This is a genomic window from Stenotrophomonas sp. GD03930, assembly GCF_029839665.1.
GTDB classification, from domain to species: Bacteria; Pseudomonadota; Gammaproteobacteria; order Xanthomonadales; family Xanthomonadaceae; genus Stenotrophomonas; species Stenotrophomonas forensis.
This window is the reverse complement of record NZ_JAOCAV010000007.1, coordinates 60,456-85,125: the sequence shown is the minus strand read 5'-3', so window position 1 is coordinate 85,125 and position 24,670 is coordinate 60,456. Positions and strand designations below refer to the sequence as shown.

At 67.1% G+C, this 24,670-nt stretch carries 26 protein-coding genes; 19 read left to right on the top strand and 7 right to left on the bottom strand.

The features are described 5' to 3' along the window. A partial coding sequence (gene glk, locus N5C18_RS22775) for a glucokinase (RefSeq protein ID WP_279945657.1) occupies positions 1-867 on the bottom strand: 867 nt, incomplete at its 3' end. Further along, on the bottom strand, positions 864-2,300 hold the full coding sequence (gene zwf / locus N5C18_RS22770) for a glucose-6-phosphate dehydrogenase (RefSeq protein WP_053511423.1): 1,437 nt from the start codon (positions 2,298-2,300) through the stop codon (positions 864-866). The genes zwf and glk, both read right to left, overlap by 4 nt. A gap of 353 nt (positions 2,301-2,653) precedes the next feature. On the opposite strand from zwf, the gene ugpC reads away from it, so the two are divergent. Continuing rightward, positions 2,654-3,736 (top strand): sn-glycerol-3-phosphate ABC transporter ATP-binding protein UgpC, encoded by a 1,083-nt coding sequence (gene ugpC / locus N5C18_RS22765; protein WP_053511424.1) that lies wholly within the window; start codon positions 2,654-2,656, stop codon positions 3,734-3,736. Positions 3,737-3,826: 90 nt separating this feature from the next. Here the strand turns inward: ugpC and N5C18_RS22760 are convergent, their stop codons facing one another. Then, positions 3,827-4,702 carry a folate-binding protein gene (locus tag N5C18_RS22760; protein WP_279945656.1) on the bottom strand — a complete coding sequence of 292 codons (876 nt, stop codon included), beginning with the start codon at positions 4,700-4,702 and terminating at the stop codon, positions 3,827-3,829. Between the two features lie 39 nt (positions 4,703-4,741). On the opposite strand from N5C18_RS22760, the gene N5C18_RS22755 reads away from it, so the two are divergent. The 10 genes from N5C18_RS22755 to N5C18_RS22710 all read left to right on the top strand — a co-directional run bounded on the left by N5C18_RS22755 (position 4,742) and on the right by N5C18_RS22710 (position 11,782). Next, the gene (locus tag N5C18_RS22755; protein WP_005409075.1) at positions 4,742-4,912 is read left to right on the top strand and encodes a DUF1674 domain-containing protein; all 171 of its coding nucleotides are present in this window, start codon (positions 4,742-4,744) and stop codon (positions 4,910-4,912) included. 56 nt (positions 4,913-4,968) lie between these two features. Beyond that, positions 4,969-5,361: a succinate dehydrogenase, cytochrome b556 subunit gene (sdhC, locus tag N5C18_RS22750; protein ID WP_005409076.1), complete on the top strand. Its 393-nt coding sequence runs from the start codon at positions 4,969-4,971 to the stop codon at positions 5,359-5,361. Continuing rightward, positions 5,358-5,744: a succinate dehydrogenase, hydrophobic membrane anchor protein gene (gene sdhD / locus N5C18_RS22745; protein WP_006432981.1), complete on the top strand. Its 387-nt coding sequence runs from the start codon at positions 5,358-5,360 to the stop codon at positions 5,742-5,744. Before sdhC ends, sdhD begins: the two co-directional genes overlap by 4 nt. A gap of 31 nt (positions 5,745-5,775) precedes the next feature. Next, positions 5,776-7,566 (top strand): succinate dehydrogenase flavoprotein subunit, encoded by a 1,791-nt coding sequence (gene sdhA, locus N5C18_RS22740; RefSeq protein ID WP_053449391.1) that lies wholly within the window; start codon positions 5,776-5,778, stop codon positions 7,564-7,566. Positions 7,567-7,632: 66 nt separating this feature from the next. After that, positions 7,633-8,418: a succinate dehydrogenase iron-sulfur subunit gene (locus tag N5C18_RS22735; protein WP_005409079.1), complete on the top strand. Its 786-nt coding sequence runs from the start codon at positions 7,633-7,635 to the stop codon at positions 8,416-8,418. A 73-nt stretch (positions 8,419-8,491) separates the two neighbouring features. Then, the gene (locus N5C18_RS22730; RefSeq protein ID WP_005409080.1) at positions 8,492-8,740 is read left to right on the top strand and encodes a succinate dehydrogenase assembly factor 2; all 249 of its coding nucleotides are present in this window, start codon (positions 8,492-8,494) and stop codon (positions 8,738-8,740) included. Then, on the top strand, positions 8,691-9,140 hold the full coding sequence (locus N5C18_RS22725; protein WP_053511426.1) for a hypothetical protein: 450 nt from the start codon (positions 8,691-8,693) through the stop codon (positions 9,138-9,140). The genes N5C18_RS22730 and N5C18_RS22725 overlap by 50 nt, the downstream gene beginning before the upstream one ends. Positions 9,141-9,163: 23 nt before the next feature. Then, positions 9,164-10,405, top strand: coding sequence for a lipoprotein-releasing ABC transporter permease subunit (locus N5C18_RS22720; protein WP_006433034.1), 1,242 nt, complete (start codon positions 9,164-9,166; stop codon positions 10,403-10,405). Continuing rightward, on the top strand, positions 10,398-11,111 hold the full coding sequence (gene lolD / locus N5C18_RS22715) for a lipoprotein-releasing ABC transporter ATP-binding protein LolD (RefSeq protein ID WP_053449393.1): 714 nt from the start codon (positions 10,398-10,400) through the stop codon (positions 11,109-11,111). Before N5C18_RS22720 ends, lolD begins: the two co-directional genes overlap by 8 nt. 221 nt (positions 11,112-11,332) lie before the next feature. Next, a complete protein-coding gene (locus N5C18_RS22710; RefSeq protein WP_279945654.1) occupies positions 11,333-11,782 on the top strand; it encodes a DUF6491 family protein in 450 nt (149 codons plus the stop codon). Between the two features lie 74 nt (positions 11,783-11,856). Here the strand turns inward: N5C18_RS22710 and N5C18_RS22705 are convergent, their stop codons facing one another. The 3 genes from N5C18_RS22705 to ftsY all read right to left on the bottom strand — a co-directional run bounded on the left by N5C18_RS22705 (position 11,857) and on the right by ftsY (position 14,622). Then, complete coding sequence (locus N5C18_RS22705) at positions 11,857-12,126, bottom strand: oxidative damage protection protein (RefSeq protein ID WP_008268317.1); 270 nt, start codon at positions 12,124-12,126, stop codon at positions 11,857-11,859. 5 nt (positions 12,127-12,131) lie between these two features. After that, positions 12,132-13,256, bottom strand: coding sequence for an A/G-specific adenine glycosylase (gene mutY / locus N5C18_RS22700; protein WP_053511428.1), 1,125 nt, complete (start codon positions 13,254-13,256; stop codon positions 12,132-12,134). An 82-nt stretch (positions 13,257-13,338) separates the two neighbouring features. After that, entirely contained in the window at positions 13,339-14,622 is a 1,284-nt protein-coding gene (gene ftsY / locus N5C18_RS22695) for a signal recognition particle-docking protein FtsY (protein WP_279945653.1), read from the bottom strand. A 129-nt stretch (positions 14,623-14,751) separates the two neighbouring features. Here ftsY and N5C18_RS22690 point away from each other — a divergent pair, with 129 nt between their 5' ends. Continuing rightward, positions 14,752-15,051: a hypothetical protein gene (locus N5C18_RS22690; protein ID WP_279945652.1), complete on the top strand. Its 300-nt coding sequence runs from the start codon at positions 14,752-14,754 to the stop codon at positions 15,049-15,051. Positions 15,052-15,308: 257 nt separating this feature from the next. On the opposite strand, the gene htpG is transcribed toward N5C18_RS22690, so the two are convergent. Then, positions 15,309-17,201 carry a molecular chaperone HtpG gene (gene htpG / locus N5C18_RS22685; protein WP_279945651.1) on the bottom strand — a complete coding sequence of 631 codons (1,893 nt, stop codon included), beginning with the start codon at positions 17,199-17,201 and terminating at the stop codon, positions 15,309-15,311. A 723-nt stretch (positions 17,202-17,924) separates the two neighbouring features. Between htpG and folP the strand changes: the two genes are divergently transcribed. The 7 genes from folP to lexA all read left to right on the top strand — a co-directional run bounded on the left by folP (position 17,925) and on the right by lexA (position 24,655). Further along, entirely contained in the window at positions 17,925-18,821 is an 897-nt protein-coding gene (gene folP / locus N5C18_RS22680) for a dihydropteroate synthase (protein ID WP_279945650.1), read from the top strand. After that, positions 18,821-19,774 carry a tRNA (adenosine(37)-N6)-dimethylallyltransferase MiaA gene (miaA, locus tag N5C18_RS22675; protein WP_053510134.1) on the top strand — a complete coding sequence of 318 codons (954 nt, stop codon included), beginning with the start codon at positions 18,821-18,823 and terminating at the stop codon, positions 19,772-19,774. Before folP ends, miaA begins: the two co-directional genes overlap by 1 nt. Positions 19,775-19,870: 96 nt before the next feature. Further along, positions 19,871-20,146: an RNA chaperone Hfq gene (hfq, locus tag N5C18_RS22670; RefSeq protein ID WP_004152891.1), complete on the top strand. Its 276-nt coding sequence runs from the start codon at positions 19,871-19,873 to the stop codon at positions 20,144-20,146. A gap of 14 nt (positions 20,147-20,160) precedes the next feature. Further along, positions 20,161-21,471, top strand: a complete 1,311-nt coding sequence (gene hflX / locus N5C18_RS22665; protein WP_279945649.1) for a ribosome rescue GTPase HflX — start codon at positions 20,161-20,163, stop codon at positions 21,469-21,471. Positions 21,472-21,593: 122 nt separating this feature from the next. Further along, positions 21,594-22,088 carry a nicotinamide-nucleotide amidohydrolase family protein gene (locus N5C18_RS22660; protein WP_279945648.1) on the top strand — a complete coding sequence of 165 codons (495 nt, stop codon included), beginning with the start codon at positions 21,594-21,596 and terminating at the stop codon, positions 22,086-22,088. A gap of 34 nt (positions 22,089-22,122) precedes the next feature. Continuing rightward, positions 22,123-23,805 carry a 2-polyprenylphenol 6-hydroxylase gene (gene ubiB, locus N5C18_RS22655; RefSeq protein ID WP_164085909.1) on the top strand — a complete coding sequence of 561 codons (1,683 nt, stop codon included), beginning with the start codon at positions 22,123-22,125 and terminating at the stop codon, positions 23,803-23,805. A 214-nt stretch (positions 23,806-24,019) separates the two neighbouring features. Continuing rightward, positions 24,020-24,655 (top strand): transcriptional repressor LexA, encoded by a 636-nt coding sequence (lexA, locus tag N5C18_RS22650; protein ID WP_008267755.1) that lies wholly within the window; start codon positions 24,020-24,022, stop codon positions 24,653-24,655. Positions 24,656-24,670: the final 15 nt, after the last annotated feature.

The window sequence follows — 24,670 nt, the reverse complement described above, 5'->3', positions numbered from 1 at the left end:
CTGGCGGAACCCGGAGTGCTGCAGCGAATCAAGCATCTTCGGGGTCAGGCCGCCGGTCAGGAACACGCCGTCCCAGGCGCCCTGGGTCAGCACCAGGTCACCGGCGATCGCGCCGAACACGGCGCAGAACACGTCCACGGTGCGCATCGCCTGCGGGTCGCCATGCAGCGCACGTGCGGTCACGTCCACCGGCTGCAGCTGGCCCGGATCGATGCCGGCCATCTCGCACACGGCGCGATGGATGTTGACCAGGCCAGGGCCGCAGATCAGCCGTTCGTTGGAGACGCGCCCAAACTGCTCGGACAGGATCTCCAGGATGCGGATCTCCTCCGGCGTTCCCGGCGGGAAACTGACATGGCCGCCTTCGGTTTCCAGCGGATAGCAGCGGCCATGGCGAAGGATCAGGCCGCCGACGCCGAGTCCGGTGCCGGGTCCGATCACCGCGTAGTTGCGCGGCTGTCCGGGTTTGCCTGGTACCCATGCCGCGCCACCGACCTGGATCACGTCTTCCGGCTGCAGCAGCGAGATTGCCATCGCCTGTGCGGCGAAGTCGTTGATCAGGTGCAGTTCGTCGAAGCCGAGCATCGCCGCGGTGCGGCTGCGCGAGATCACCCACGGGTGGTTGGTGATGCGTGCCTCGTCACCATCGACACGGCCCGCCACCGCGAACACGCCACGGCCCGCGCTGGCACCGATCTGTTCGAGGTGATGACGTGCGGCGTCGCCCAGCGACGGGAACTCCGCCACTGCGTATTCGCGGATGCTGTCCTTCAGCAGCGGCGCGTCCAGCGAGGTATCGGCCAGTGCGAAACGGGCATTGGTGCCCCCGATGTCGGCGACCAGCACCGGCTGCGAGCCGACACTCATGCCGAGGCTCCACTGTCCGGCGCATCCACGCCCTGCGGCAGGAACTCCGTTGCGTTGCCCGGGCCCCACTGGCCGGCGGGGTAGGGTTCCAGCGGCAGCCTGGCTTCCTTCCAGGCATCGGCGACGCTGTCGATCCATGCCCAGGCCGCGCGGACTTCGTCGTCGCGCACGAACAGCGTGTGGTTGCCGTTGAAGGCATCCAGGAACAGGCGTTCGTAGGCGATGCGGCGGTGCAGGCCGGTCGGCACCGACAGTTCCAGTTCCAGCGGATGCAGTTCCAGCGCGCCCCATTCCGGGCCGGCCAGGCTGCTCATCAGGCCCAGCTCGATGTTCTCCTGCGGCTGCAGCTGGAACACCAGGCGGTTCGGTGCGGCCTGCGCACGCTGCGGGCGCTCGAACAGCCAGTGGGTGACCGGCTTCAGCGTGACCACCACGCGGGTGGTGCGCTCGGGCAGGCGCTTGCCGGTGACCAGGTGGAACGGCACGCCGCTCCAGCGCCAGTTGTCGATATGCGCGGTGACGCCGGCGAAGGTTTCCACGTCGCTGCCTTCCGGCGGCTGGTAGGCCTGGGCCGGCTGGCCGTTGATGGTGCCGGCGGTGTAGCGGCCACGGATGCTGTCACGCGCGGCGTGCTTGGCATCGAGCGGGCGCAGGGCGCGCAGCACCTTGACCTTCTCGTCGCGGATGCGGTCGGCTTCCAGCGAGGCCGGCGGCTCCATCGCCACCATGCACAGCAGCTGCAGGATATGGCTCTGGACCATGTCACGCAGCGCACCGGAACGGGCGTAGTAGGCGTCGCGGCCATCCACGCCTTCGCTTTCGGCGACCAGGATGTGCACCGATTCAATGTAGTTGCGGTTCCACACTGCTTCCAGCAGCGTGTTGCCGAAGCGCAGCGCGATCAGGTTCTGCACCGCCGCCTTGCCCAGGTAGTGGTCGAGGCGGAACACGCGGTCCTCGTCGATCCACTGGCCGATGGTGGAGATGATCTCTTCAGCGCTTTCGCTGTCGCTGCCGATCGGCTTTTCCAGCATCAGCCGTGCCGGCGCGGCGAGGGCGCCGCCCTTGGCCAGGCCTTCGCAGGTGGAGATGTACAGGCCCGGCGGGATGGCCAGGTAGCTGACGCACTTGCGGTGCACCAGGTCGGAGACCGCGGCGGCGACCGAGTCGACGTCGCGCAGGTCCACCGAGCGGTAGTCGATGCGGCGCAGCAGCCCGGCGATGTCGTCCTGCGTAGCCATCGGCATGGCCTGCTGCAGGCGCGGCCGCAGGATGTCATGGAAGGCTTCGGTGTCATGCCCGGACAGGGCCAGTGCGCGGATGCGGAAGTCCTCCGGCAGCAGGCCGTCGCCGAGCAGGCGAAGCAGCGAAGGGAACAGGTAGCGCTGGGCCAGATCACCTGTGGCACCGAACAGGAAGAGGGTGTCGTGCATCGCTCGAGTTTCAGATCCGGGTGACATCGTTGTCAATCGCTTCATGGCTGGGTTCGGGGGACATCCGCGCAACTGCCTGTCCGAGGTTCGTCGGGCGGGTTTCCCGGGGCTCCGGAAGACCGTTCCAATCGAAACCACTACCTCGGCGGAACCTTCGTTCAATCGCCGACGCAGATCGGTGCGCACCGATCATCGGATAGTGCCACGTGAAAACGTTTACATGGCAGAATGCGCAACTGTATTCGATTGCAGTGCTCGCCGCCATGCGGTGGGCGCGCAATCATCACTGCCATCGGGAGGGCCGAGGCAGTCCCAAAAGACAGCCCGGCTTCGGGCGGACCGGATTAGGTGATATGGCAAAAGTGCAGTTGCAGGGTGTGCGCAAGGTCTATGACAACGGCCAGGTCGCGGTGAAGGACGCCAGCTTCGAGGTCGCCGATGGCGAGCTGATGGTGCTGGTCGGCCCGTCCGGCTGTGGCAAGTCGACCCTGCTGCGGATGGTGGCTGGGCTGGAAGAGATCAGCGGCGGCACGCTGACCATCGGCGATCGCGTGGTCAACGACGTGGCGCCGAAGGATCGCGACATCGCGATGGTGTTCCAGAGCTACGCGCTGTACCCGCACATGACCGTGGCCGAGAACCTGGCCTTCGGCCTGAAGCTGCGCGGCCATGACAAGGCGACGATCGACAGGCGCATCGCCGAGGCGGCGCAGACGCTGGGCCTGACCGAGATGATGGACAAGCTGCCCAAGGCGATGTCCGGCGGCCAGCGCCAGCGTGTTGCGCTGGGCCGCGCGCTGGTGCGCGAGCCGGCGGTGTTCCTGCTCGACGAGCCGCTGTCGAACCTGGATGCCAAGCTGCGCCACAGTGTGCGGACCGAGATCGCGCAGCTGCACCGCAAGCTGGGCACCACCATGATCTACGTGACCCATGACCAGGTCGAAGCGATGACCCTGGGCCAGCGCATCGTGGTGCTGAAGGACGGCGTCATCCAGCAGATCGACACGCCGATGGCGCTGTACGACCGCCCGGCCAATCTGTTCGTGGCCGGCTTCCTTGGCAGCCCGGCGATGAACGTGCTGCGTGGCACGCTGCAGGGCGATGCCGGTGGCGTGACCGTGGTTGACGGCGAATGGCGCGCGCCGCTGGGCCAGGCCACGATCGATCCGGCGTGGCTGCAGAAGCCGATCGCGGTGGGCGTGCGCCCCGAGCACCTGCAGCCGGCGACCGCCGACGATGCGCATGCGTTCAACGCGCGCATCGAAGGCATCGAACCGGTCGGCAACGAGATCTTCGTCAACCTGAGCAGTGGCCAGCATGCGCTGACCATGCGCGTAGCGCCGCAGGTACTGCCGGCGGTGGGTGAGCAGATCCGCGTGGCGATCCACCCGCAGGGGCTGCATTTCTTCAACCCGGAAACCGGCGAGCGCCTGTAACGGGTAGTGCCGGCCAGCGGCCGGCACTACCATTCATTCGCCGAAGGCGTGCGGACCAACGGTCCGCACCCACCGAAGCGTCGGGTGGATTCAGCGCGCCAATCCGTCCAGCAACGGCATGCGCTGCGCGACGGCATCGCCGACCTGCAGATCGGCGTCACTGGCCTCCAACGGCAACACCGCCAGCGCCAGGTCACCGGCTACGCTGGCGATCGTGCCCAGCGTCGCGCTGTCCTGCTGCACGCCATCACCGGCCTGCGCCGGCGCCGCGGCATGCAGCAGCTGCACCGCGCGCTTGGCCTTGCCGAGGAAGTGGGTGCGGGCGACGATCTCCTGGCCCGGGTAGCAGCCCTTCTTCACGCTGTAGCCGTTCAGGCGATCCAGCCCCAGTTGCTGCGGAGTCCACACCTCGCGCTGGCTTTCCTCAAGCCGGGGCAGGCCGTAGCGCAGGTCGGCCTGGCGCCAGGCCAGGGCGAAGGCCGCCTCATCGGCCTCGCTGCCGGCGGCGAAGGCGTCGGTAGCGCCGATGCGCAGGGTGCGCGGCAGGGCATCGCTGCCCAGGTCCAGTTCCCAGCCGTCACCTGCGGCGTGCGCAATGGCGGCGCCACTGGCGGCCTCGGGCGCGGTGAAGGCGCCGGCCACCGCCAGTTCGCTGCGCACCAGCACCTTCACCTTGCGGCGGAACACGAAGCGCTGCAGTTGCGACGCAATCGCATCGGCATCGCCGTCGGCCAGCACCAGCATCACATGGTCTTCGGCCAGCCGAAGCAGCTGGAACACCGCCAGGGTGCGGCCCTTGGCACTCAGCCAGGCACTCCACTGCCAGTGCAGCAGGGGCAGGGCAGTGACATCGCTGCTGAACTGGGCGTGGGCGAAAACGGCCGCATCGACACCCTGCAGGCTCAGCAGCTGGTGGCCGGGAAGGCGCGGATATCCGACGAAAGCAGGGGGCAGGTTGTCAGGCACGTGAACGAGGTCTAAAATTTGTGCGTTGCGAGACCGAACATGATAGGCCAAACAACCCCCACTCCCGACGACGAATCTGAAGCCCCGCTGGTCCCCGCGGCACCCGTGCCCGTGGAACAGGAAAAAGCAGAGGAATTCGGCGGCCGCGGCGGACTTGATCCGGTGCGGTACGGCGATTGGGAGAAAAACGGACGCTGCATCGATTTCTGATCAGCATTGAGCCAACGCGGCCGCGTGCCGCCCAGCCGAGACAACGAGCCCAGCGAATGGCGACCAGACAACGCCCACTTTCCCCGCACCTTCAGGTGTATCGCTGGCAGATTCAGATGGCCACCTCGATCCTGCATCGAGCCACTGGCGTCTTTCTGTCTGTTGGTGCCCTCATCATCGCCGCGGGCCTGCTGGCCCTGATGATGGGGCCCGAGTCCTGGAACTGCTTCACCGGCCATGCCGGGGCCTGGTATGGCCGCGTGTTCCTGTTCGCGTGGACATGGTCGTTCGCCTATCACCTGTGCAATGGCATCCGCCATGTGGTGCAGGACTTCGCCATCGGCTTCAGCATTCCCGCCTTCATCCGCAGCAGCTGGCTGTCGGTCACCGGCAGCCTGGTGATCACCCTGCTGGTGTGGGCCTATGTGATGTTCGGAGGTGCCGCGTGAGCAGGTTCCGTACCCCGTTGAAGAGCGTGCGCGGCCTTGGTTCGGCCAAGACCGGCACCGAACACTTCGTGCACCAGCGCCTGACCGCCGCCGCCCTGGTGGTGCTGGGCATCTGGTTCCTGGTCTTCGTGCTGAGCCTGCTGGGTTCGGACTACGCGACCGCCGCCGCCGCCGTGGCCAAGCCGTGGAATGCCGTGCCGCTGATCGGCCTGCTGATCGCCATGTTCTGGCACGCGCAGCTCGGCATGCAGGTCGTGCTGGAAGATTACATCCACGAATCGCTGCTGGCCCTGGTGCTGCAGACCGCGGTGAAGTTCGTCGCCGTGCTCGGCATGATCGTCAGTGTGTTTGCGGTGGGCCGCATCGCCCTCGGCGTTGCCTGAGCCCAGGCACCAACACAGGAATCCAGATTAGATGTCCGCTTACAAGATCACCGAACACAAGTACGACATGGTCGTGGTCGGCGCCGGCGGCGCCGGCCTGCGCGCCACGTTCGGCCTGGCCGCCAAGGGCCTGCAGACCGTGTGCCTGACCAAGGTCTTCCCGACCCGTTCGCACACCGTTGCCGCCCAGGGCGGTATTTCGGCCGCACTCGCCAACATGGGCGAGGACGACTGGCGCTACCACTTCTTCGACACCATCAAGGGTTCGGACTGGCTGGGCGACCAGGACGCCATCGAATACATGTGCCGTGAGGCCATCCCGGCCATCATCGAGCTCGAACACTACGGTGTGCCGTTCTCGCGCACCGCCGAAGGCAAGATCTACCAGCGTCCGTTCGGTGGCATGACCACCAAGTACGGCGAAGGCCCGGCGGCGCAGCGTACCTGCGCGGCGGCCGACCGTACCGGCCACGCGATGCTGCACACCCTGTACCAGCAGTCGCTGAAGCACGACGCTCGCTTCATGATCGAGTACTTCGCGCTCGACCTGATCTTCGATGAAGAGGGCGCCTGCCGCGGTGTGCTGGCCCTGGACATGTCCGATGGCACCCTGCACCTGTTCCGCGCCCAGGGCGTGGTGCTGGCCACCGGCGGTTACGGCCGTGCCTACTTCAGCGCCACCTCGGCGCACACCTGCACCGGCGACGGTGGCGGCCTGGCCATGCGTGCCGGCATCGCCATGCAGGACATGGAGTTCGTGCAGTTCCATCCGACCGGCATCTACGGCGCCGGCTGCCTGATCACCGAGGGTGTCCGCGGTGAAGGCGGCATCCTGCGCAACAGCAGCGGCGAGCGCTTCATGGAGCGCTACGCACCGCACTACAAGGACCTGGCCTCGCGCGACGTGGTCAGCCGTTCGATGACCATCGAGATCCGCGAAGGCCGCGGCGTCGGCGAGCACAAGGACCACATCCTGCTCGACCTGACCCACCTCGGCCCGGGCGTGATCGACGAGAAGCTGCCGGGTATTGCCGAGAGCGCCCGCATCTTCGCCGGCGTCGACGTGCACAAGCAGCCGATCCCGGTCATCCCGACCGTGCACTACAACATGGGCGGCATCCCGACCAACTACCACGGCGAAGTCGTGCGCAAGGTCGGCGACAACCCCGATGCGGTGGTGCCGGGCCTGTACGCCATCGGCGAAGCGGCCTGCGTGTCCGTGCATGGCGCCAATCGCCTGGGCTCGAACTCGCTGCTGGACCTGGTGGTGTTCGGTCGTGCGGTGGCCAACCGCTGCGCCGAGACCATCAAGCCGGGCGCATCGCACAAGCCGCTGCCGGCCGATGCCTGCGACAAGGCACTGGGCCTGCTGGACAAGCTGCGCCACGCCAACGGCGATACCCCGACCTCGGTCATCCGCGATCGCATGCAGCGCACCATGCAGGCCGACGCGGCCGTCTTCCGCACCAGCCAGACGCTGAAGGAAGGCTGCGAGAAGATGGACAAGATCTTCGACTCGTTCCAGGACGTGAAGGTCTCCGACCGTTCGCTGGTGTGGAACTCGGACCTGATCGAGACCTACGAGCTGAACAACCTGCTGCTCAACGCGGTGGCGACGATCAACTCGGCCGAACAGCGCAAGGAAAGCCGCGGCGCGCATGCGCACGAGGACTTCCCGGACCGCGACGACGTCAACTGGCAGAAGCACACCCTGGTCAGCGTCGACGAGAAGGGCAAGTGCAGCTTCGACTACCGTCCGGTGCACATGTACACGTTGACCGACGACGTGTCCGTAGTGCCGCCGAAGCCGCGCGTGTACTGATCCGACCCCGCCTACCATGCAATCCGCGCCCACGGGCGCGGGCCGCCTGAGCCAACGAGAGCAGCCATGGCCGAGTTTTCACTCCCCAAGAATTCCAAGATCACGAAGGGCAAGCACTTCCCCGTCAAGAACGGCGGCAAGAACGTGCGCACCTTCAAGATCTACCGCTGGAGTCCGGACGACGACAGCAACCCGCGCACCGATACCTATGAAGTCGATCTGGACGCCTGTGGCCCGATGGTCCTGGACGCCCTGATCAAGATCAAGAACGAGATCGACCCGACCCTGACCTTCCGCCGCTCCTGCCGCGAAGGTATCTGTGGCTCGTGCGCGATGAACATCGACGGCACCAACACCCTGGCCTGCACCCGAGCCATCTCGGACTGCGGCAAGAAGGAAGTGCCGATCTATCCGCTGCCGCACATGAACGTGGTCAAGGACCTGGTTCCGGACCTGACCCACTTCTACGCGCAGTACGCCTCGATCAAGCCGTGGATCCGCACCCAGACCCCGGCACCGCCGGACCGTGAGCGCCTGCAGTCGCCGGAAGACCGCAAGAAGCTGGATGGCCTGTACGAGTGCATCCTGTGCGCCTGCTGCTCGACCAGCTGCCCGAGCTACTGGTGGAACGGCGAGCGCTACCTGGGCCCGGCGATCCTGCTGCAGGCCTACCGCTGGATCATCGACTCGCGCGATGAGGACACCGGTGCGCGCCTGGACGATCTGGAAGATCCGTTCAAGCTGTACCGCTGCCACACCATCATGAACTGCGCCCGGACCTGCCCGAAGGGCCTGAACCCGGCGCTGGCGATCGCCGAGATCAAGAAGCTGATGATGGAACGCCGCGCCTGATACGGCGCCGGGTAGTTGCATGACCCCAGCAGAGCCACGCCATGCGTGGCTTTGCTGTATCTGGAGAAGCACGATGGAAGAAGATGTTCTGCTGAAGAAGCTGCGCTGGCGTTGCCGCCGCGGCATGCGCGAACTGGACCAGTTGTTCGGCCGTTACCTGGACCACGAATGGAGCACTGCGCCGACCGAAGAGCGCGAGGTTTTCCTGTTCCTGCTCGATTGCGAGGACGATAAGTTGTGGCGCTGGTTCATGGGCTATGAGGCCTGCCCGCATGCGCACGCGATCCCTCTCATGCAGAAGATCCTCGCCCTCAAGCCTTGAGTGGCGTCCCTCGCGGCTGCAGGCCGCCGCCCAGCTGGCGGTGCTGCTGGCCGCGCCCTGGCTGCTGCGCGCCTCGGAGCTGCCGCCGCGCCTGCTGATCCCTGCCGTGCTGCTGGCCTGGGGCCTTGGCCTGGCCGAGCTGGCCTGGCGGCTGCGCAGGCCGCGCCTGCGGGTGCGGCTGCCGCCGCTTCCCGAGCCGCTGCAGGTGGCTGGGCAGGACATTGATGTGCCACGGCTGGTGGTGCGTGGTGCCTGGCTGTTGTTGTCCTGGCGTGAGGGCCGACGCCGCCGGCACCTGTTGTTCTGGCCGGATGTGCTCGATTCCGGGCAGCGACGTGAACTGCGACTGGCCGTGGCCGCACGTGCCGTTTCCCGTCGGCCGCGTACGATGGCACCATAAGCTGAATTGACTGGCGTGCCTGCATGTTCAAACCCATCCCCGTGGCGATCGGCCTGCGCTACCTGCGCGCCAAGCGCCGCAACGGCTTCATCTCCTTCATCTCGATGGCATCGATCCTGGGCATCGCGCTCGGCGTCACGGTGCTGATCACTACCCTGGCCGTGATGAGCGGTTTCCAGAAGGAAATCCGCAGCCGCCTGCTGCAGATGACCGCGCACACCACCATCAGTCGCGACGGCGAGCCGATGCCGGACTGGATGCGTGTGGTCGACATCGCCAGCAAGGACCCGCGCGTGGCGGGTGCCGCGCCGTACATCGAGATCCAGTCGATGATCAGTGGCCCGCGCGTCCAGGGCGCGATCATCCAGGGCATCGACCCGGCGCTGGAGCCGAAGGTGTCGGTGATCGACAAGAAGGTCACCAAGGGCAGCTATGACAGCCTCAAGCCGGGCAGCTTCAACCTGCTGCTGGGCAAGGAGCTGGCGATCTGGCTGGGCGTGGACGTCGGCGACCAGGTACTGGTGACCTTCGCCGAAGTGCAGGGCACGCCTGCCGGCGCAGTGCCGCGGATGAAGCGTTTCACCGTCAGCGGCATCTTCGAAGCCGGCTATAACGAGGTCGACCGTGGCGTCGGCTTCGCCAACATGCAGGACCTGGAGCGCGTGCTGCGCAGTGACGGTGCCACCGGCGTGCGGCTGAAGCTGCACGACATGGACCGCTCGCTGGAGGTGGGCGTGGACCTGGCGCAGAGCCTCGGTGGCGCCTACCGTGTGAGTGACTGGACCCAGCAGAATGCCAACCTCTACCACTCGCTGCGCATGGAGAAGGTGGTGATGGGCATCCTGCTGTCGCTGATCATCGCGATGGGTGCGTTCAACCTGGTGTCCTCGCAGGTGATGCTGGTCACCGACAAGCAGGCCGATATCGCGATCCTGCGCACCCTCGGCCTTACCCCGGGCGGGGTGATGCAGGTGTTCATGGTGCAGGGTTCGCTGATCGGCATCTTCGGCACCCTGGCCGGGCTGATCGGCGGCATCACCCTGACCCTCAACCTCGAACGCATCCTCGGTGCCATCGAGGCGGTGTTCAACGTCAAGCTGATGCCTGAGGACGTGTACTACATCACCGGCCTGCCGACCGACATGCAGACCGGCGACGTGGTGGCGATCACCGTGGTCGCGCTGCTGATGAGCTTCCTGGCCACCCTGTATCCCGCCTGGCGGGCAGCACGCACCCAGCCGGCGGAGGCCCTGCGCTATGAATAAGGTCTTCAACCGCGGCGATGAAGTGATCCGCGCCGAAGCACTGGGCAAGACCTACGCCGAAGGGCGCATGCAGACCCCGGTGTTCGATGGCCTGGACCTGACCGTGACCGCTGGCGAGACGGTGGCGATCATCGGTGCGTCCGGCGCCGGCAAGAGCACGCTGCTGCACCTGCTGGGTGGGTTGGATGTTCCAACCGCCGGCGAAGTCTATGTGACCGGCCAGCGCATGTCGGCGCTGTCGGATACCGCGCGCGGCCTGCTGCGCAACCAGGCGCTGGGCTTTGTCTATCAGTTCCATCACCTGCTGCCGGAATTCACCGCGCTGGAAAACGTGATGATGCCGGTACTGCTGGCCGGTACCGCCGTGGCCGAGGCGTCCAGCCGGGCAACGGCCCTGCTGGAGGCGGTCGGTCTCGGCCATCGCCTGGACCACAAGCCGGGCGAGCTGTCCGGTGGCGAACGCCAGCGTGCCGCCGTGGCGCGTGCACTGGTCAACCACCCGGCCTGCGTGCTTGGCGACGAGCCGACCGGCAACCTGGATGACCGCACCGCCGGCACCGTGTTCGAGCTGATGCTGGAACTCAACCGCGCCCGCCACACCAGCCTGGTGCTGGTCACCCACGACCGCAGCCTGGCGCGTCGCCTTGATCGGGTGCTGGAACTGCGCGAAGGGCGGCTGCACGCATTGGCCCACGCTGACGTCTGAGCCGCTGGTCCCGCTTGGGTGGAAGCCGACCTTGGTCGGCTGCTCCTGCGGGGCAAGCGCCAACCAAGGTTGGCGACTACCGGATTCCGGAGTCCTGGGCCTGCCTTGATGGAGGTCGACCTTGGTCGACCGCCGACCGCCGCCTGAATGGGGCTCCCGGTCGTCGCACGGGCGCCACTCTGGCAGGCGCATGATGGCGACAGTACCCCGAGGAGATCGCCATGAAGACCCCGATCCTGATGGCCGGCCTCTGCCTGGCCCTGGCCGCCTGTGCGACCACCGGCCGGCTCAGCAGTGCCGAGAAGCTGGACCTGTACCGTGCGCATGCCGGTGCGCAGCAGAACGACATGCAGTTCTTCGGCAGCCTCAATGGCTGGACCGAACTGGGAGACAGCGCGCTGGCGGTATGGACCCGCCCCAGCGAAGCCTATCTGCTGGAGTTGAACGGCCCCTGCCAGGACCTGACGTTTGCCACCGCCATCGGCCTGACCAGCCAGATGAATCGCGTTTCGACGCGCTTCGACAAGGTGCTGGTGCGCGACCCCACGGGCGGCCCACGCATGCCGTGCTTCATCAAGAGCATCCGCAAGCTGGACGTGAAGGCGTTGCGCGCGTCCGAGCAGGAGCTGCGCCAGGCGCAGGTGCAGGATCGCGAGGAAGACACGAAATAGCGGGGTAGTGCCGGTCGCTGGCCGGCTCCGGGCAGATGCCGTGTTGCCGGCCAGCGGCCGGCACTACCGGTGTATCAGGCTTCGGGGGTGAAGCCGGCCGGCTTTTCTGCGTCCCTCTCGAACAGGAACTTGACCAGTTCGCCTTCCAGGAACGCGCGGTGCTCCGGCGTGCGGGGCGAAAGGCGGTTTTCGTTGATCAGCATGGTCTGGTGCGCCAGCCAAGCCGCCCAGGCTTGCTTGCCGATGTTGTTGAAGATGCGCTGGCCCAGTTCGCCGGGGTAGGGCACGAAGTCCAGGCCCTCGGCATCGCGTTGTTCGTACTGGCAGAAGACGGTTCGGGACATGGCACTCACTCGTGGTTGCGGGGTTTCTTGGAATTTCGTTTTGGCGCTTTGATGGTGGCGCCATCGAGCAGCTTGCGGATCGGCGCGGGCAGGCCCAGCGCGGGAAGTTCGTCGGCGGCGACCCAGCGCAGCGTGGGTTCCTCCACGCGCAGCCCGTGTACCTGCCGCGACAGTATCTGCAGATGCAGCTTGTAGTGGCTGAAGGTGTGCTGCAGCACCGGCAGTTCCTCGGCATCTTCCAGTGAGCCGTCGACGTGCGCATCGAACCAGTCCTGCAGCACGCTGCCGGCCTCCGCCTGTGGCAGGGTCCACAGCTGTGCCCAGATGCCGGTGTCCGGCCGCTTTTGCAGCAGTACGCGCTGCCGGGCGTCGCGCAGCAGCAGCGCCACCGCTTCGCGTTCGGGCAGCGTCTTGCCGGGCTTGGGCGTGGGCAGTTCGGCAGTGCGGCCTTCGCGGCGCGCAATGCAGTCGTCGTGCAGCGGGCAGATCACGCAGGCCGGTTTCGCGCGGCTGCAGACGGTCGCGCCCAGGTCCATCTGCGCCTGGGTGTAGTCGGCCATGCGTCCGGCTGGGACCTGCGCCACATGTGCCTCGGCGATCGCCCACAGCTGCTTCTCGATGGCCGGCAGGCCGGGGAAGCCGTCGATGCCGTGGTAGCGGCTGAGTACGCGCTTGACGTTGCCGTCGAGGATTGCGAACGGGTCGTTCCAGGCCTGGCTGAGGATCGCGCCAGCGGTGCTGCGGCCGATGCCGGGCAGCGCGTGCAGTGCATCGAAATCGCGCGGCAGGTCGCCGCCGTGCAGTTCCACGCAGCGCTTGGCCGCGGCGTGCAGGTTGCGTGCGCGGGCGTAGTAGCCGAGCCCGGCCCACTGCGCCATCAGCGCGTCGTTGCTGGCCGCGGCAAGGTCGGGCAGGGTCGGGAAGTGCTGCAGGAACCGCTGGAAATACGGGATGACCGTGGCCACCTGGGTCTGCTGCAGCATGATCTCCGACAGCCAGACCCGGTACGGGCTGCGCGGGTGCTGCCAGGGCAGGTCGTGGCGGCCGTGGCCGTCGAACCAGTGCAGCAGGCGGGCAACGAAGCCGTCTTGCTGGGCAGTGTCGGCGCTGGCGTGCGGCTGGCGTGGCATCGGTGTTCCGGAGGAGGGCAGCCACCTTGGAGTGGCTCTACCGGTTCCAGTAGAACCACCCCACGGGTGGCTGCGCGGTGTATCAGCCGCCCAGCGCTTCAGGCAGCAGGGCGTCGACGAAGGCTTCCGGATCGAACACGCGCAGATCTTCCGGGCGCTCGCCGATGCCGGCGAAGCGGATCGGGATGCCGAACTCGCGGGCCAGCGCGAACACCACGCCGCCCTTGGCGGTGCCGTCCAGCTTGGTCACCACCAGGCCGGTCACGTTCACCGCGGCATTGAACTGGCGCAGCTGCGACAGCGCGTTCTGGCCGGTGGTGCCATCGATCACCATCAGCACTTCGTGCGGGGCGGTGGGGTCGATCTTGCCGAGCACGCGGCGGATCTTGCCCAGTTCGTTCATCAGCCCGGACTGGGTGTGCAGGCGGCCGGCGGTGTCGGCGATCAGCACCGAGGTGCCGCGGGCCTTGCCGGCCTGCAGCGCATCGAATGCCACCGATGCGGCATCGGCGTTCTGCCCCTGGGCGACCACGGCCACGCCGTTGCGCTCGCCCCAGGCCTGCAGCTGGGCCACGGCGGCGGCGCGGAAGGTATCGCCGGCGGCCAGCATCAGGCTGTGGCCGTCGTCCTTGAAGCGTTTGGCCAGCTTGCCGATGGTGGTGGTCTTGCCGACGCCGTTGACACCGACGGTGAGCACCACGAAGGGCTTGGCGTTGCGATCGATCACCAGCGGCTTGGCCACCGGCTGCAGGATCGCGATCAGTTCGCTGCGCAGCGCGGCCAGCAGCGCATTGGCGTCGGCGAATTCGCGCGACTTCATGCGCTTGCGCAGGCCCTCTACCAGGTCGGTGGTGGCACCCACGCCGACGTCGGCGGTGATCAGCGCGGTTTCCAGCTCGTCCAGCAGGTCGTCGTCGAGCTTGGGGTTGCGCGAGAACAGGCCGCCGAAGCTGCGTGCGATGACGCTGTTGCGCAGGCGTTCGCGCCAGCCCGGCTTGCCGGCCGGAGCCGGGGCGGCGTCGACCAGCACCGGCAGATCAGCGGCGGGCGCAGCCGGTGCTTCGGCCGGGGTGACCGGCGCCAGCGGCGCGAGCACGGCAGCAGCGGCCAGGGCTTCGGCTTCGAAGTCCTCTGCGGCGATGACGCGTTCCGCAGCCGGCGGTGCCGGTGCGGCGGCCGGCGCTTCGGGCACTGCGACGGGCGCAGGTGCAGGCGTCGGCGCGGCTAGCGGAGCGGCCGGGGCTTCGTCGACCGGGGCAGCGGACGGGAATGCCGCCGCCAGCTCTTCAGCCGAGTAGTGCTGGGTCTTGGGCGCCTCCGTTGCGGGGGCGTCCTGGGGCTTCTTGCGACGGAAAAAACTGAGCATTGGCAAAAGGCGCTGAAATCAGAGGGATATGCTACCACTCGGGCCTGTCGGGCCGATGTGGACTCAAGGACGCGGCCTGCCGGCCGTTAACCGGTCCGGAGGGCCGCGCAGGCTGGCCCGGAGACCGCCATGAACAATGTGATGGGAATGGCCCTCGGCGGAATGCGCGCGGCCCAGCAGGGCGTGCAGGTGGCCGCGCACAACGTGGCCAACCTGGCGGCCCCCGATGCCCAGCGCCTGCAGCTGCAGCGTGGTGCGGTGGAGCAGGGCGGAGTGCAGGCTGTGGTGACGACCATCGGCACCGCATCCGGCGCGCCGCTGGGTGACCTGCTGGCGGCCCGGGCCGATGTGGTGGCGTTCGCCGCCAACGCCACGGTGATCCGCCGCCAGGACCAGATGCTGGGCTCGCTGCTGGATTGGGAAGCCTGAGGCGACCGGCTTTGGTGGGTGTCAACCTTGGTTGACACGCTCGACCCGCGTTGGTGGGTGCCAACCTTGGTTGGCACGCCTTTGGAGCGCCAACCAAGGTTGGCATCCACCAGAGCAGGAGCGCCAACCAAGGTTGGCATCTACCAGAGCAGGAGCGCCAACCAAGGTTGGGATCTACCAGAGCAGGAATGCCAACCAAGGTTGGCATCCACCAGCGCCCGGTAGCGCCGGGCCATGCCCGGCGACCACCCTGTCGGTCAGGCCGACAGTTCCAGCAGCAGCTTGTTCAGGCGCGCCACATAGGCGCCCGGGTCCTTCAGGCTGTCACCGGCGGCCAGTGCGGCCTGGTCGAACAGCACTCGGCCCAGGTCGTCGAAGCGCGTGCCATCGGCTTCGGCATCCAGCTTGGCGATCAGCGGGTGGCCCGGGTTGATCTCCAGCACCGGCTTGCTGTCCGGCACCTTCTGCCCGCTGGCTTCCAGGATCTGGCGCATCTGCAGGCCCAGGTCCTGTTCGCCGATGGCCAGCACCGCCGGCGAATCGGTCAGGCGATGCGACACGCGCACTTCGGCCACATCGTCGCCCAGCACCGTCTTCAGGCGCTCCACCAGGCCCTGCTTGTCCTTGGCCGCCGCTTCCTGCTCCTGCTTGTCCGCTTCGGTTTCCAGCGCGCCCAGGTCGAGGTCGCCACGGGCGATGTCGACGAAGCCCTTGCCGTCGAAATCGGTCAGGTAGCCCATCAGCCACTCGTCGATGCGGTCGGTCAGCAGCAGCACTTCCACGCCCTTCTTGCGGAACACTTCCAGGTGCGGGCTGTTGCGTACCTGGCTGTAGCTCTCGCCGGTCAGGTAGTAGATCTTGTCCTGGCCTTCGGTCATGCGGCCGAGGTAGTCGGCCAGCGACACGCTCTGCGCGTCGCCGTCGCCACGGGTGGAGGCGAAGCGCAGCAGGCCGGCCACCTTCTCGCGGTTGTTGTAGTCCTCGGCCGGGCCTTCCTTCAGTACCTGGCCGAATTCCTTCCAGAACGTGGCGTACTGCTCGGGCTTGTCGGCGGCCAGCTTTTCCAGCATGTCCAGCGAGCGCTTGGTGAGCGCGGCCTTCATCGAATCGATGACCGGGCCGGACTGCAGGATCTCACGCGAGACGTTCAGCGACAGGTCGTTGGAATCGACAACGCCCTTGATGAAGCGCAGGTACAGCGGCAGGAACTGCTCGGCCTGGTCCATCACGAACACGCGCTGCACGTACAGCTTCAGGCCCTTGGGCGCATCGCGGTGGTACAGGTCGAACGGCGCGCGGCCGGGCACGTACAGCAGCGAGGTGTACTCCAGCTTGCCCTCAACCTTGTTGTGGCTCCAGGCCAGCGGGTCGCTGTGGTCGTGCGCCACGTGCTTGTAGAACTCGGTGTACTCGGCGTCGCTGATCTCGGTGCGCGGGCGGGTCCACAGCGCGCTGGCGCGGTTGACGGTTTCCCACTCGACTGCTGCACCTTCTTCGCCACCTTCCTTCGGCATCTGGATCGGCAGGCCGATGTGGTCCGAATACTTCTTGAGGATGCTGCGCAGGCGCCAGCCGTCGGCGAAGTCATGCTCGCCGTCCTTCAGGTGCAGCACGATGCGGGTGCCACGCTCGGCCTTGTCGACGGTGGCGACGTCGAAATCGCCTTCGCCGCGCGAACTCCAGCGCACGCCTTCGCCGGCAGCCAGGCCGGCGCGGCGCGAGGTGACTTCCACTTCATCGGCAACGATGAAGGCGCTGTAGAAGCCGACGCCGAACTGGCCGATCAGCTGCGAATCCTTCTTCTGGTCGCCGGACAGCTGGCGCAGGAAGTCACCGGTGCCGGACTTGGCGATGGTGCCGAGGTGGGCGATCGCTTCGGCGCGGCTCATGCCGATGCCGTTGTCTTCGATGGTGATGGTGTGGGCGGCGGGGTCGAAGCTGACGCGCACGCGCAGTTCGCTGTCGCCTTCCAGCAGGGCCGGCTGGGTCAGGGCCTCGAAGCGCAGCTTGTCGGCGGCGTCGGCGGCGTTGGAGACCAGCTCGCGGAGGAAGATTTCCTTGTTGGAATACAGCGAGTGGATCATCAGCTGCAGCAGCTGCTTGACTTCGGTCTGGAAGCCAAGGGTTTCGGTCTGGGGGGTCTCGGTCATCGATAAGGCTCCATGTGCAATGCCGCGCCAGCGCGTGCGGCCTCGCCAAGGGGTATGGCTGATTGTCCCGAAATCAAGGGGTTGGTCTGGCAGGGCTTGCAGCCCTGCACCTGCCGAGGCCGAAGCAACAGCAACAGCAACAGCAACAGCGGGCATTCCGTGGGATGGCGGGGCGGTGTGGGTTGGCAGGACACGCCGTAAACCCCCAGACCGGCCCAGCCGCTGGCGGCTGTGCGTTCGGGCGCTTGCGAAGCAGTGCTTCGCAAGCAAAGCGCCCTCACCCCTGGGGGCTCGATGGCGCCATCCATGGCGCCAACGGTCCTGCCAACCCACACCGCCCCACCTCTGACCGATTCCAGTCGCCGTTGGTAGGTGTCGACCTTGGTCGACACGGTAGATCCACGCCATGCGTGGATGAATCTCCATCGAATTCGAATATTTCGAGAATTGATCGAAGAGCATCCACGCTTGGCGTGGATCCACTGCAGATCGCGGAAATCTGTCGAAGGCGGGGTGGGTCCGGTTGCGGGGGCGTGAGCCGCATGGATGCGGCGACCGAGCTTACATGGACGTATTTGCAGCGGCCCCCGCAACCGGACCCACCCCGCCATTCCCCAGTAGACCCGCTGTTGCTCTGGCTGTTGCTGTCGCTCTGGCCTCTGCGGGTGCAGGGCGCCGCCCTGCCGAACTAAACTACCCGCCGTTGTCCCTGCAGGATTGCCCATGTTCGATACCTCGCCCCAGCTCGATTGCGCCGGCCGCATCCTGCGCCTCGACCGTGCCCGGGTCATGGGCATCGTCAACGTCACCCCGGACTCGTTCTCCGACGGCGGCGCGCACGACACCACCGAGGCTGCGGTCGCACATGGCCTGAAGCTGGTCGAGGAAGGCGCCGATCTGCTCGACGTCGGTGGCGAATCCACCCGCCCGGGTGCTGCCCCGGTATCGATCGAGGAAGAACTGCGACGTGTGATTCCGGTAATCGAGCAGCTGGCCGCCCGCACCACGGTGCCGATCAGCATCGACACCTTCAAGCCGGAGGTGATGCGCGCGGCGGTGGCCGCCGGTGCCGGCATGATCAACGACATCTTCGGCCTGCGCCAGGACGGCGCACTCGATGCCGCTGCCGAGGCGGGCGTGCCGGTGATACTGATGCACATGCAGGGCGAGCCGGGTCATATGCAGGCCGATCCGCACTATGACGACGTGGTCGCCGAGGTGCACGGGTTCCTCGTGCAGCGCCTGTTCGCTGCGGAAATGGCCGGCATTCCCAAGAAGAACCTGCTGGTCGATCTCGGCTTCGGTTTCGGCAAGACCACCGCGCACAACATGACCCTGCTGGCGCGCTCGGAGCGCTTCCTGGAAATGGGTGTGCCGATGCTGGCCGGCCTGTCGCGCAAGCGCAGTCTCGGTGAACTGACCGGTCGCGACACACCGTCCGAGCGGGTGGCGGCTTCGGTGGCTGCGCACCTGATCGCGGTGCAGCGCGGCGCGCGCATCGTGCGCGTGCATGACGTGGCGGCCACGGTCGATGCCCTGAAGATCTGGCGGGCCGTGGAAGCCGTGCCGACGCCGCGTACCGACGCCGCACCGTCGATCCGCTGGCCGGACGAAGACTGATGGGCATCGACCGGCGGCCATTGGCGATCGCCGTGATGGGGCCGACGGCCAGTGGCAAGACGGCCACGGCCATTGCCCTGGCCCGGCAGCTGGATGGCGAGATCGTCAGTGTCGATTCGGCGCTGGTGTACCGCCACCTGGACATCGGTTCGGCCAAGCCCGATGCCGCCGAACGCGCGCAGGCCCCGCATCACCTGCTGGACCTGCGCGAGCCCTGGCAGACCTATTCGGCGGCCGAGTTTGCCGCCGATGCCGGCCGTGTCGTGGCCGATATCGTGGGGCGCGGCAAAACGCCGATCCTGGCTGGTGGCACCGGCCTGTACTTCCGTGCCCTGCTGCAGGGCTTGTCGCCGATGCCCGAAGCCGACCCGGCAATGCGCGAAGTGCTCAGTGCCGAAGCGGCCGAGCGTGGCTGGGCGGCGCTGCATGCCGAGCTGGCCAAGGTCGATCCGGCCGCGGCTGCCCGCATCCATGCCACCGACCCGCAACGCATCCAGCGGGCGCTGGAGGTCTATCGCCTGACCGGTACCCCCATCTCGGAATGGCAGCGCCGGCCGGGCGTGGCGCCGTTGCCGGTGCGCACCCTCAAGCTGATCCTGGCCCCGCGTGACCGCGCGGTCCTGCACCAGCGCATCGAGGCCCGCTTCGATCTCATGCTGGCACAGGGCTTCCTCGACGAGGTGCGGGCACTGCGCGCGATGCCGGAAATGGCCAGGGTGCAGGCGCCCCTGGACCTGCCTGCGGTACGTGCAGTCGGCTACCGCCAGGCCTGGGAATACCTGGACGGGGAGGGGGATGCCGCCCGTTTCCGTGACAAGGCGATCTTCGCCACCCGCCAGCTGGCCAAGCGCCAGCTGACCTGGCTGCGTGGCGAGCTTGATGCGCGCTGGTTCGACCCCCATATCGACAGCGAGCGACTGGCCGGCGCGGTGTCGACCTTCGTCGCACGCTGAACCCCCGCCAGCCGTGTAACATCATTGGACGGCGGGCGGCTCGGGGGCCGTGGCAACCGTCGGCAACCCAATAAGAACAATAATCAGGAGTGTGCAATGTCCAAGGGGCAATCGCTGCAGGATCCTTTCTTGAATGCACTGCGGCGCGAACGCGTGCCGGTTTCGGTGTACCTGGTGAACGGCATCAAGCTGCAGGGCACGATCGAGTCGTTCGACCAGTTCGTGGTCCTGCTGCGCAACACGGTCAGCCAGATGGTCTACAAGCACGCCATTTCCACGGTCGTCCCGGCACGCAATGTGAAGGTCGGTCCGGGCGGTGGTTACGTGCAATCGGGTGAAGGTGGTCAGGCAGGTGATGAAGCAGACGAGTAATACCGGAGCGGTGAATGTTTGACCGCTCGAAGAAGGGCGAACACGCCCTGTTGATCCAGCCGCATTTCGGCAAGCTGGAAGATGATGTGCTGGAAGAGTTCGGTGATCTGGCCCGCTCGGCTGGGGCCAGCATCGCCGCGACGATCACCGCACGCCTGGACCGTCCCAACCCGTCGACCCTGATCGGCAGCGGCAAGCTGGACGAGATCAAGGCGGCGGCCGATGCCAGCGGCGCCGACCTGATCCTGGTCAACCATGCGTTGAGCCCGGGCCAGGAGCGCAACCTGGAACGCTTCCTCGAGCGCCGGGTGATCGACCGGACCGGCCTGATCCTGGACATCTTTGCCCAGCGTGCGCACAGCCACGAAGGCAAGCTGCAGGTCGAGCTGGCGCAGCTGCGTCACCTGGCCACGCGGCTGGTGCGCGGCTGGACCCACCTTGAGCGCCAGCGCGGCGGCTCGATCGGCCTGCGTGGCCCGGGTGAAACCCAGCTGGAAACCGACCGCCGCCTGTTGCAGAAGCGGGTGGAGCAGCTGCAGAAGCGCCTGGAGAAGGTGGAAGTGCAGCGCACCCAGATGCGCCGTGCGCGCGTGCGCAGCGAACTGCCGCGCGTGGCCCTGGTGGGCTACACCAACGCCGGCAAGTCGACCCTGTTCAACGCCATGACCGGCGCCGAGGCCTACGCCGCCGACCAGCTGTTTGCCACGCTGGACCCGACCGTGCGCCGCATTGCGGTCCCCGGCGGTAACGTGGTGCTGGCCGATACCGTTGGCTTTGTCCGCGATCTGCCGCATGACCTGGTTGCCGCGTTCCGCTCGACCCTGTCTGAGGCGCGCGAAGCCGATTTCCTGCTGCACGTGGTGGATGCCGCCGATCCGCATCGCGAGGAGCGCATCGCCCAGGTCGACGAGGTGCTGACCGCGGTAGGTGCTGGTGATCTGCCGCAGCTGCTGGTGTTCAACAAGATCGACCGCATCGACGGTGCCGACGTCCGTCACGATGGCCAGGACGGTATTCCTGATGAATCGCGACGCGAGCGGGTATGGATTTCCGCGCGTGACGGGCGGGGCCTGGACCTGCTGCAGACAGTGCTGGGCAAGCGCCTGGGCCTGCAGCACGTGACCGGTGAACTGCGCCTGCCGCCCGATGCGGGCCGCCTGCGCGCGCGCTTGCATCAGCTGGAAGTGATCCGCAGCGAGCAGGCCGATGAAGAGGGCTGGCTGCTGCAGGTGGACCTGCCGATCGCCGAAGCCGAGAAGCTGGCTGCCAGTGCCGACGGCGCGCCGATCCGCGCCCTGTTGCCGGAAAAGCTGCCGGAGTGGTGAGGTAGCGACCAAGGCCCGGTAGTGCCGGCCGCTGGCCGGCAGCGCAACCGTGCCGCCGGCCCGCGACATCAACCTGTCATCTGCGGTACAACGTGCAGGTTCTTCACCCCACCGTCATGCCGATGTCCATCCCCACCGACGCCGATCTCAACGCCCAGTCCGCCGCGCTAGGGCAGCGCCTGCAGCAGGCCTCGCTGCAGCTGGTGACCGCTGAAAGCTGCAGCGGTGGCTGGATCGCCAAGTGCATGACCGATATCGCCGGGTCGTCGGCGTTCTTCGACTGCGGCATGGTGGTCTACAGCTATGAAGCCAAGCAGCGCCTGCTTGGCGTGCGCGCGCAGACCCTGGAGCAGTTCGGTGCGGTCAGCCGCGAGACGGTGCTGGAAATGGTCTCCGGTGCCCTGGTCAATTCCGGTGCCGGCGTTGCGGTGGCGGTGACCGGGATCGCCGGCCCCGGCGGTGGCAGCCCGGACAAGCCGGTCGGCAGTGTCTGGATCGGCTGGAAGCGCCGTGGCGGTTACGCCCGCGCCGAGCTGTTCCAGTTCGACGGCGACCGCGAAGCCATCCGCCGGCAAACCGTAGCGGCGGCATTGCGCGGTGTCGACGCCCAGCTGTGACATGCTGCTCCGGTAATCGTCCGGAGCACGCATGATGTGGGAAACGCTGGGCACAGTCCGTGACCTGGGCCGACTGCAGGAAATTGCCGTTGTCCTGATCCGTTATGGCTTCGGCGACGTGGTGCGGCGCATCGGCCTGGCCACCACGCTTGAACGGGCAGGGCGCCTGCTGCACTGGAACGAGGAGCGGCAGGAACTGCTGCGGATGACGGCGCCGGTGCGCGTGCGCAGCGCGATGCAGGATCTTGGCCCGACCTTCGTCAAGCTCGGCCAGGTGCTGGCGACCCGTGTCGACCTGCTGCCTCCGGAATGGATCGCCGAGCTCTCCGAACTGCAGAACGCAGTGCCGGCGTTGCCGTACGCGGACATCCGCGAGCAGCTCGAGGCCGACCTTGGCGCGTCGCCCACGGAGGTATTCGCTTTCCTTGATGAAACCCCGATGGCCGCCGCCTCGCTGGCGCAGGCCCATCGTGCGCGCCTGCATGACGGTCGCGAGGTGGTGTTGAAGGTGCGTCGCCCCGGCATCCGCGATGTGGTCGAGGCCGACCTGCGGCTGCTGGCACGCCTGGCCGAGATCGTCGAAGCCCGCCTGCCGGACCTGCGCCGCTATCGTCCGGCCGAGGTGGTGCAGCAGTTCACCGTGTCACTGCGCCGCGAGCTCGATTTCGCTGCCGAATGCCGCAACGCCGAGCGCATCGCGCGCAATTTCAAGGGCCGCGGCGACATCCTGATTCCCAGCGTGCACTGGCAGTGGACCTGCGAGAGCCTGAACGTGCAGGACTTCGTTGACGGCATCCCCGGCCGCGACCTCGCCGGCGTCGATGCAGCGGGGCTGGACCGCCGCGAACTCGCACGGCGCGGCGCCGACATCGTGTTGAAGATGGTGCTGGAGGACGGAAGCTTCCACGCCGACCCGCACCCCGGCAACATCATCTACCTGCGCGACGGGCGCATCGGCGTGATCGATTTCGGCATGGTCGGCGCGCTGTCGGAAGTGCGTCGCTTCCAGGTCGCACAGTTGCTGCACGGGCTGGTCGAGCAGGACCCGCAGAGCGTGGCCGACGTGCTGCTGGACTGGGCCGGTGGGGTGGAGGTGGATGAGAACCGGCTGCAGCATGACATCAGCCAGTTCGTCGACCAGTACCGCGGTGTGCCGTTGAAGGACCTGCGCATCGGGCTGATGCTGGGCGACATCACCCAGCTGCTGCGCAGCTACAGCCTGACCCTGCCGGCCGACCTGGCGCTGATGATCAAGGCGTTCCTGACCCTGGAAGGCATGGGCCGCCAGCTGGATCCGGATTTCGACATGGCCAGCGCCGCGCGCCCATTCCTGGAGCGGGTGGTGTTGCAGCGCTATGCGCCAAAGGCGCTGCTCAAGCGCGGCCGGCGCAGCCTGCTGGGCCTGGTCGATTTCGCCGGTGAGCTGCCGCGCGACCTGCGCAAGCTGGTGCAGGCCGCCCGCCGTGGCCGCCTCCAGCTGAAGGTGGAAACCACGGCATTGCAGGGTTTCGGCGAACAGGTGAACCGCGCGGCGAACCGGCTGGTGATGGGCATCGTCACCGCCGCCCTGATCATCGGCTCGTCGATCGTGATGCACAGCGTGGGCGGCGTCTCCAGCCGCTGGCTGCTGGCACTGGGCGTGTGCGGCTTCATCGGCGCCGGCTTCTGCGGCGTCTGGATCCTGTTTTCGATATGGAGAAGCGGTAAACACACGTGAGTGTGTTTACCGCAGCGGTTCCCGCCGGGAACCGCGGAATCGCGCAGCGATTCCTGTAGAGCCGAATGTTAGTCGGCTGCACTTGCTTGTGCCTTTGCCAGCCGGGCCAAGCCCGGCGACGGTTGCCGACCACGCCTCGGCCCCGCAGGTAGGCGTCACCCCGTGTAGCACCCGGCACTTGCAGACCTGAGCGTTAGTAGTAATACTACTAACCATGGACCTGACCGACACCCAGCAGGCGATCCTGCAGTTGATCGCCGAGCGTATCGAGAGCGAAGGCGCACCGCCGTCGCAGACTGAAATCGCACGTGCGTTCGGCTTCAAGGGCGTGCGCGCAGCCCAGTACCACCTGGAAGCCTTGGAGCAGGCCGGTGCGATCCGTCGCATCCCGGGCCAGGCCCGTGGCATCCGCCTGGTGCAGGCCCCGCCGGTCGAGAAGCTGGCCGAGCCGGGCCTGCCCGACAGCGTGCTGCGTCTGCCGGTGCTGGGCCGGGTCGCGGCCGGCCTGCCGATCGGTGCCGATATCGGCTCGGACGATTTCGTGGTGCTGGACCGGGTGTTCTTCTCGCCGGCGCCGGACTACCTGCTGAAGGTGCAGGGCGATTCGATGATCGACGAGGGCATCTTCGACGGTGACCTGATCGGCGTGCACCGTACCCGTGACGCCCATTCCGGGCAGATCGTGGTAGCCCGCATCGATGACGAGATCACGGTCAAGCTGCTGAAGATCGCCAAGGACCGCATCCGCCTGCTGCCGCGCAACCCCGATTACAGGCCGATTGAAGTGCTGCCGGATCAGGACTTTGCGATCGAAGGCCTCTATTGCGGCCTGCTGCGCCCCAACCGTTGACCCGTTCCGCATTGC

Coding starts and splice junctions, on each gene's coding strand:
- zwf (WP_053511423.1), bottom strand. CDS start 2,300: ATGCACGACACCCTCTTCCTGTTCGGTGCCACAGGTGATCTGGCCCAG.
- ugpC (WP_053511424.1), top strand. CDS start 2,654: ATGGCAAAAGTGCAGTTGCAGGGTGTGCGCAAGGTCTATGACAACGGC.
- N5C18_RS22755 (WP_005409075.1), top strand. CDS start 4,742: ATGATAGGCCAAACAACCCCCACTCCCGACGACGAATCTGAAGCCCCG.
- sdhC (WP_005409076.1), top strand. CDS start 4,969: ATGGCGACCAGACAACGCCCACTTTCCCCGCACCTTCAGGTGTATCGC.
- sdhA (WP_053449391.1), top strand. CDS start 5,776: ATGTCCGCTTACAAGATCACCGAACACAAGTACGACATGGTCGTGGTC.
- N5C18_RS22735 (WP_005409079.1), top strand. CDS start 7,633: ATGGCCGAGTTTTCACTCCCCAAGAATTCCAAGATCACGAAGGGCAAG.
- N5C18_RS22730 (WP_005409080.1), top strand. CDS start 8,492: ATGGAAGAAGATGTTCTGCTGAAGAAGCTGCGCTGGCGTTGCCGCCGC.
- N5C18_RS22725 (WP_053511426.1), top strand. CDS start 8,691: ATGCGCACGCGATCCCTCTCATGCAGAAGATCCTCGCCCTCAAGCCTT.
- N5C18_RS22720 (WP_006433034.1), top strand. CDS start 9,164: ATGTTCAAACCCATCCCCGTGGCGATCGGCCTGCGCTACCTGCGCGCC.
- lolD (WP_053449393.1), top strand. CDS start 10,398: ATGAATAAGGTCTTCAACCGCGGCGATGAAGTGATCCGCGCCGAAGCA.
- N5C18_RS22710 (WP_279945654.1), top strand. CDS start 11,333: ATGAAGACCCCGATCCTGATGGCCGGCCTCTGCCTGGCCCTGGCCGCC.
- N5C18_RS22705 (WP_008268317.1), bottom strand. CDS start 12,126: ATGTCCCGAACCGTCTTCTGCCAGTACGAACAACGCGATGCCGAGGGC.
- mutY (WP_053511428.1), bottom strand. CDS start 13,256: ATGCCACGCCAGCCGCACGCCAGCGCCGACACTGCCCAGCAAGACGGC.
- ftsY (WP_279945653.1), bottom strand. CDS start 14,622: ATGCTCAGTTTTTTCCGTCGCAAGAAGCCCCAGGACGCCCCCGCAACG.
- N5C18_RS22690 (WP_279945652.1), top strand. CDS start 14,752: ATGAACAATGTGATGGGAATGGCCCTCGGCGGAATGCGCGCGGCCCAG.
- htpG (WP_279945651.1), bottom strand. CDS start 17,201: ATGACCGAGACCCCCCAGACCGAAACCCTTGGCTTCCAGACCGAAGTC.
- folP (WP_279945650.1), top strand. CDS start 17,925: ATGTTCGATACCTCGCCCCAGCTCGATTGCGCCGGCCGCATCCTGCGC.
- miaA (WP_053510134.1), top strand. CDS start 18,821: ATGGGCATCGACCGGCGGCCATTGGCGATCGCCGTGATGGGGCCGACG.
- hfq (WP_004152891.1), top strand. CDS start 19,871: ATGTCCAAGGGGCAATCGCTGCAGGATCCTTTCTTGAATGCACTGCGG.
- hflX (WP_279945649.1), top strand. CDS start 20,161: ATGTTTGACCGCTCGAAGAAGGGCGAACACGCCCTGTTGATCCAGCCG.
- N5C18_RS22660 (WP_279945648.1), top strand. CDS start 21,594: ATGTCCATCCCCACCGACGCCGATCTCAACGCCCAGTCCGCCGCGCTA.
- ubiB (WP_164085909.1), top strand. CDS start 22,123: ATGTGGGAAACGCTGGGCACAGTCCGTGACCTGGGCCGACTGCAGGAA.
- lexA (WP_008267755.1), top strand. CDS start 24,020: ATGGACCTGACCGACACCCAGCAGGCGATCCTGCAGTTGATCGCCGAG.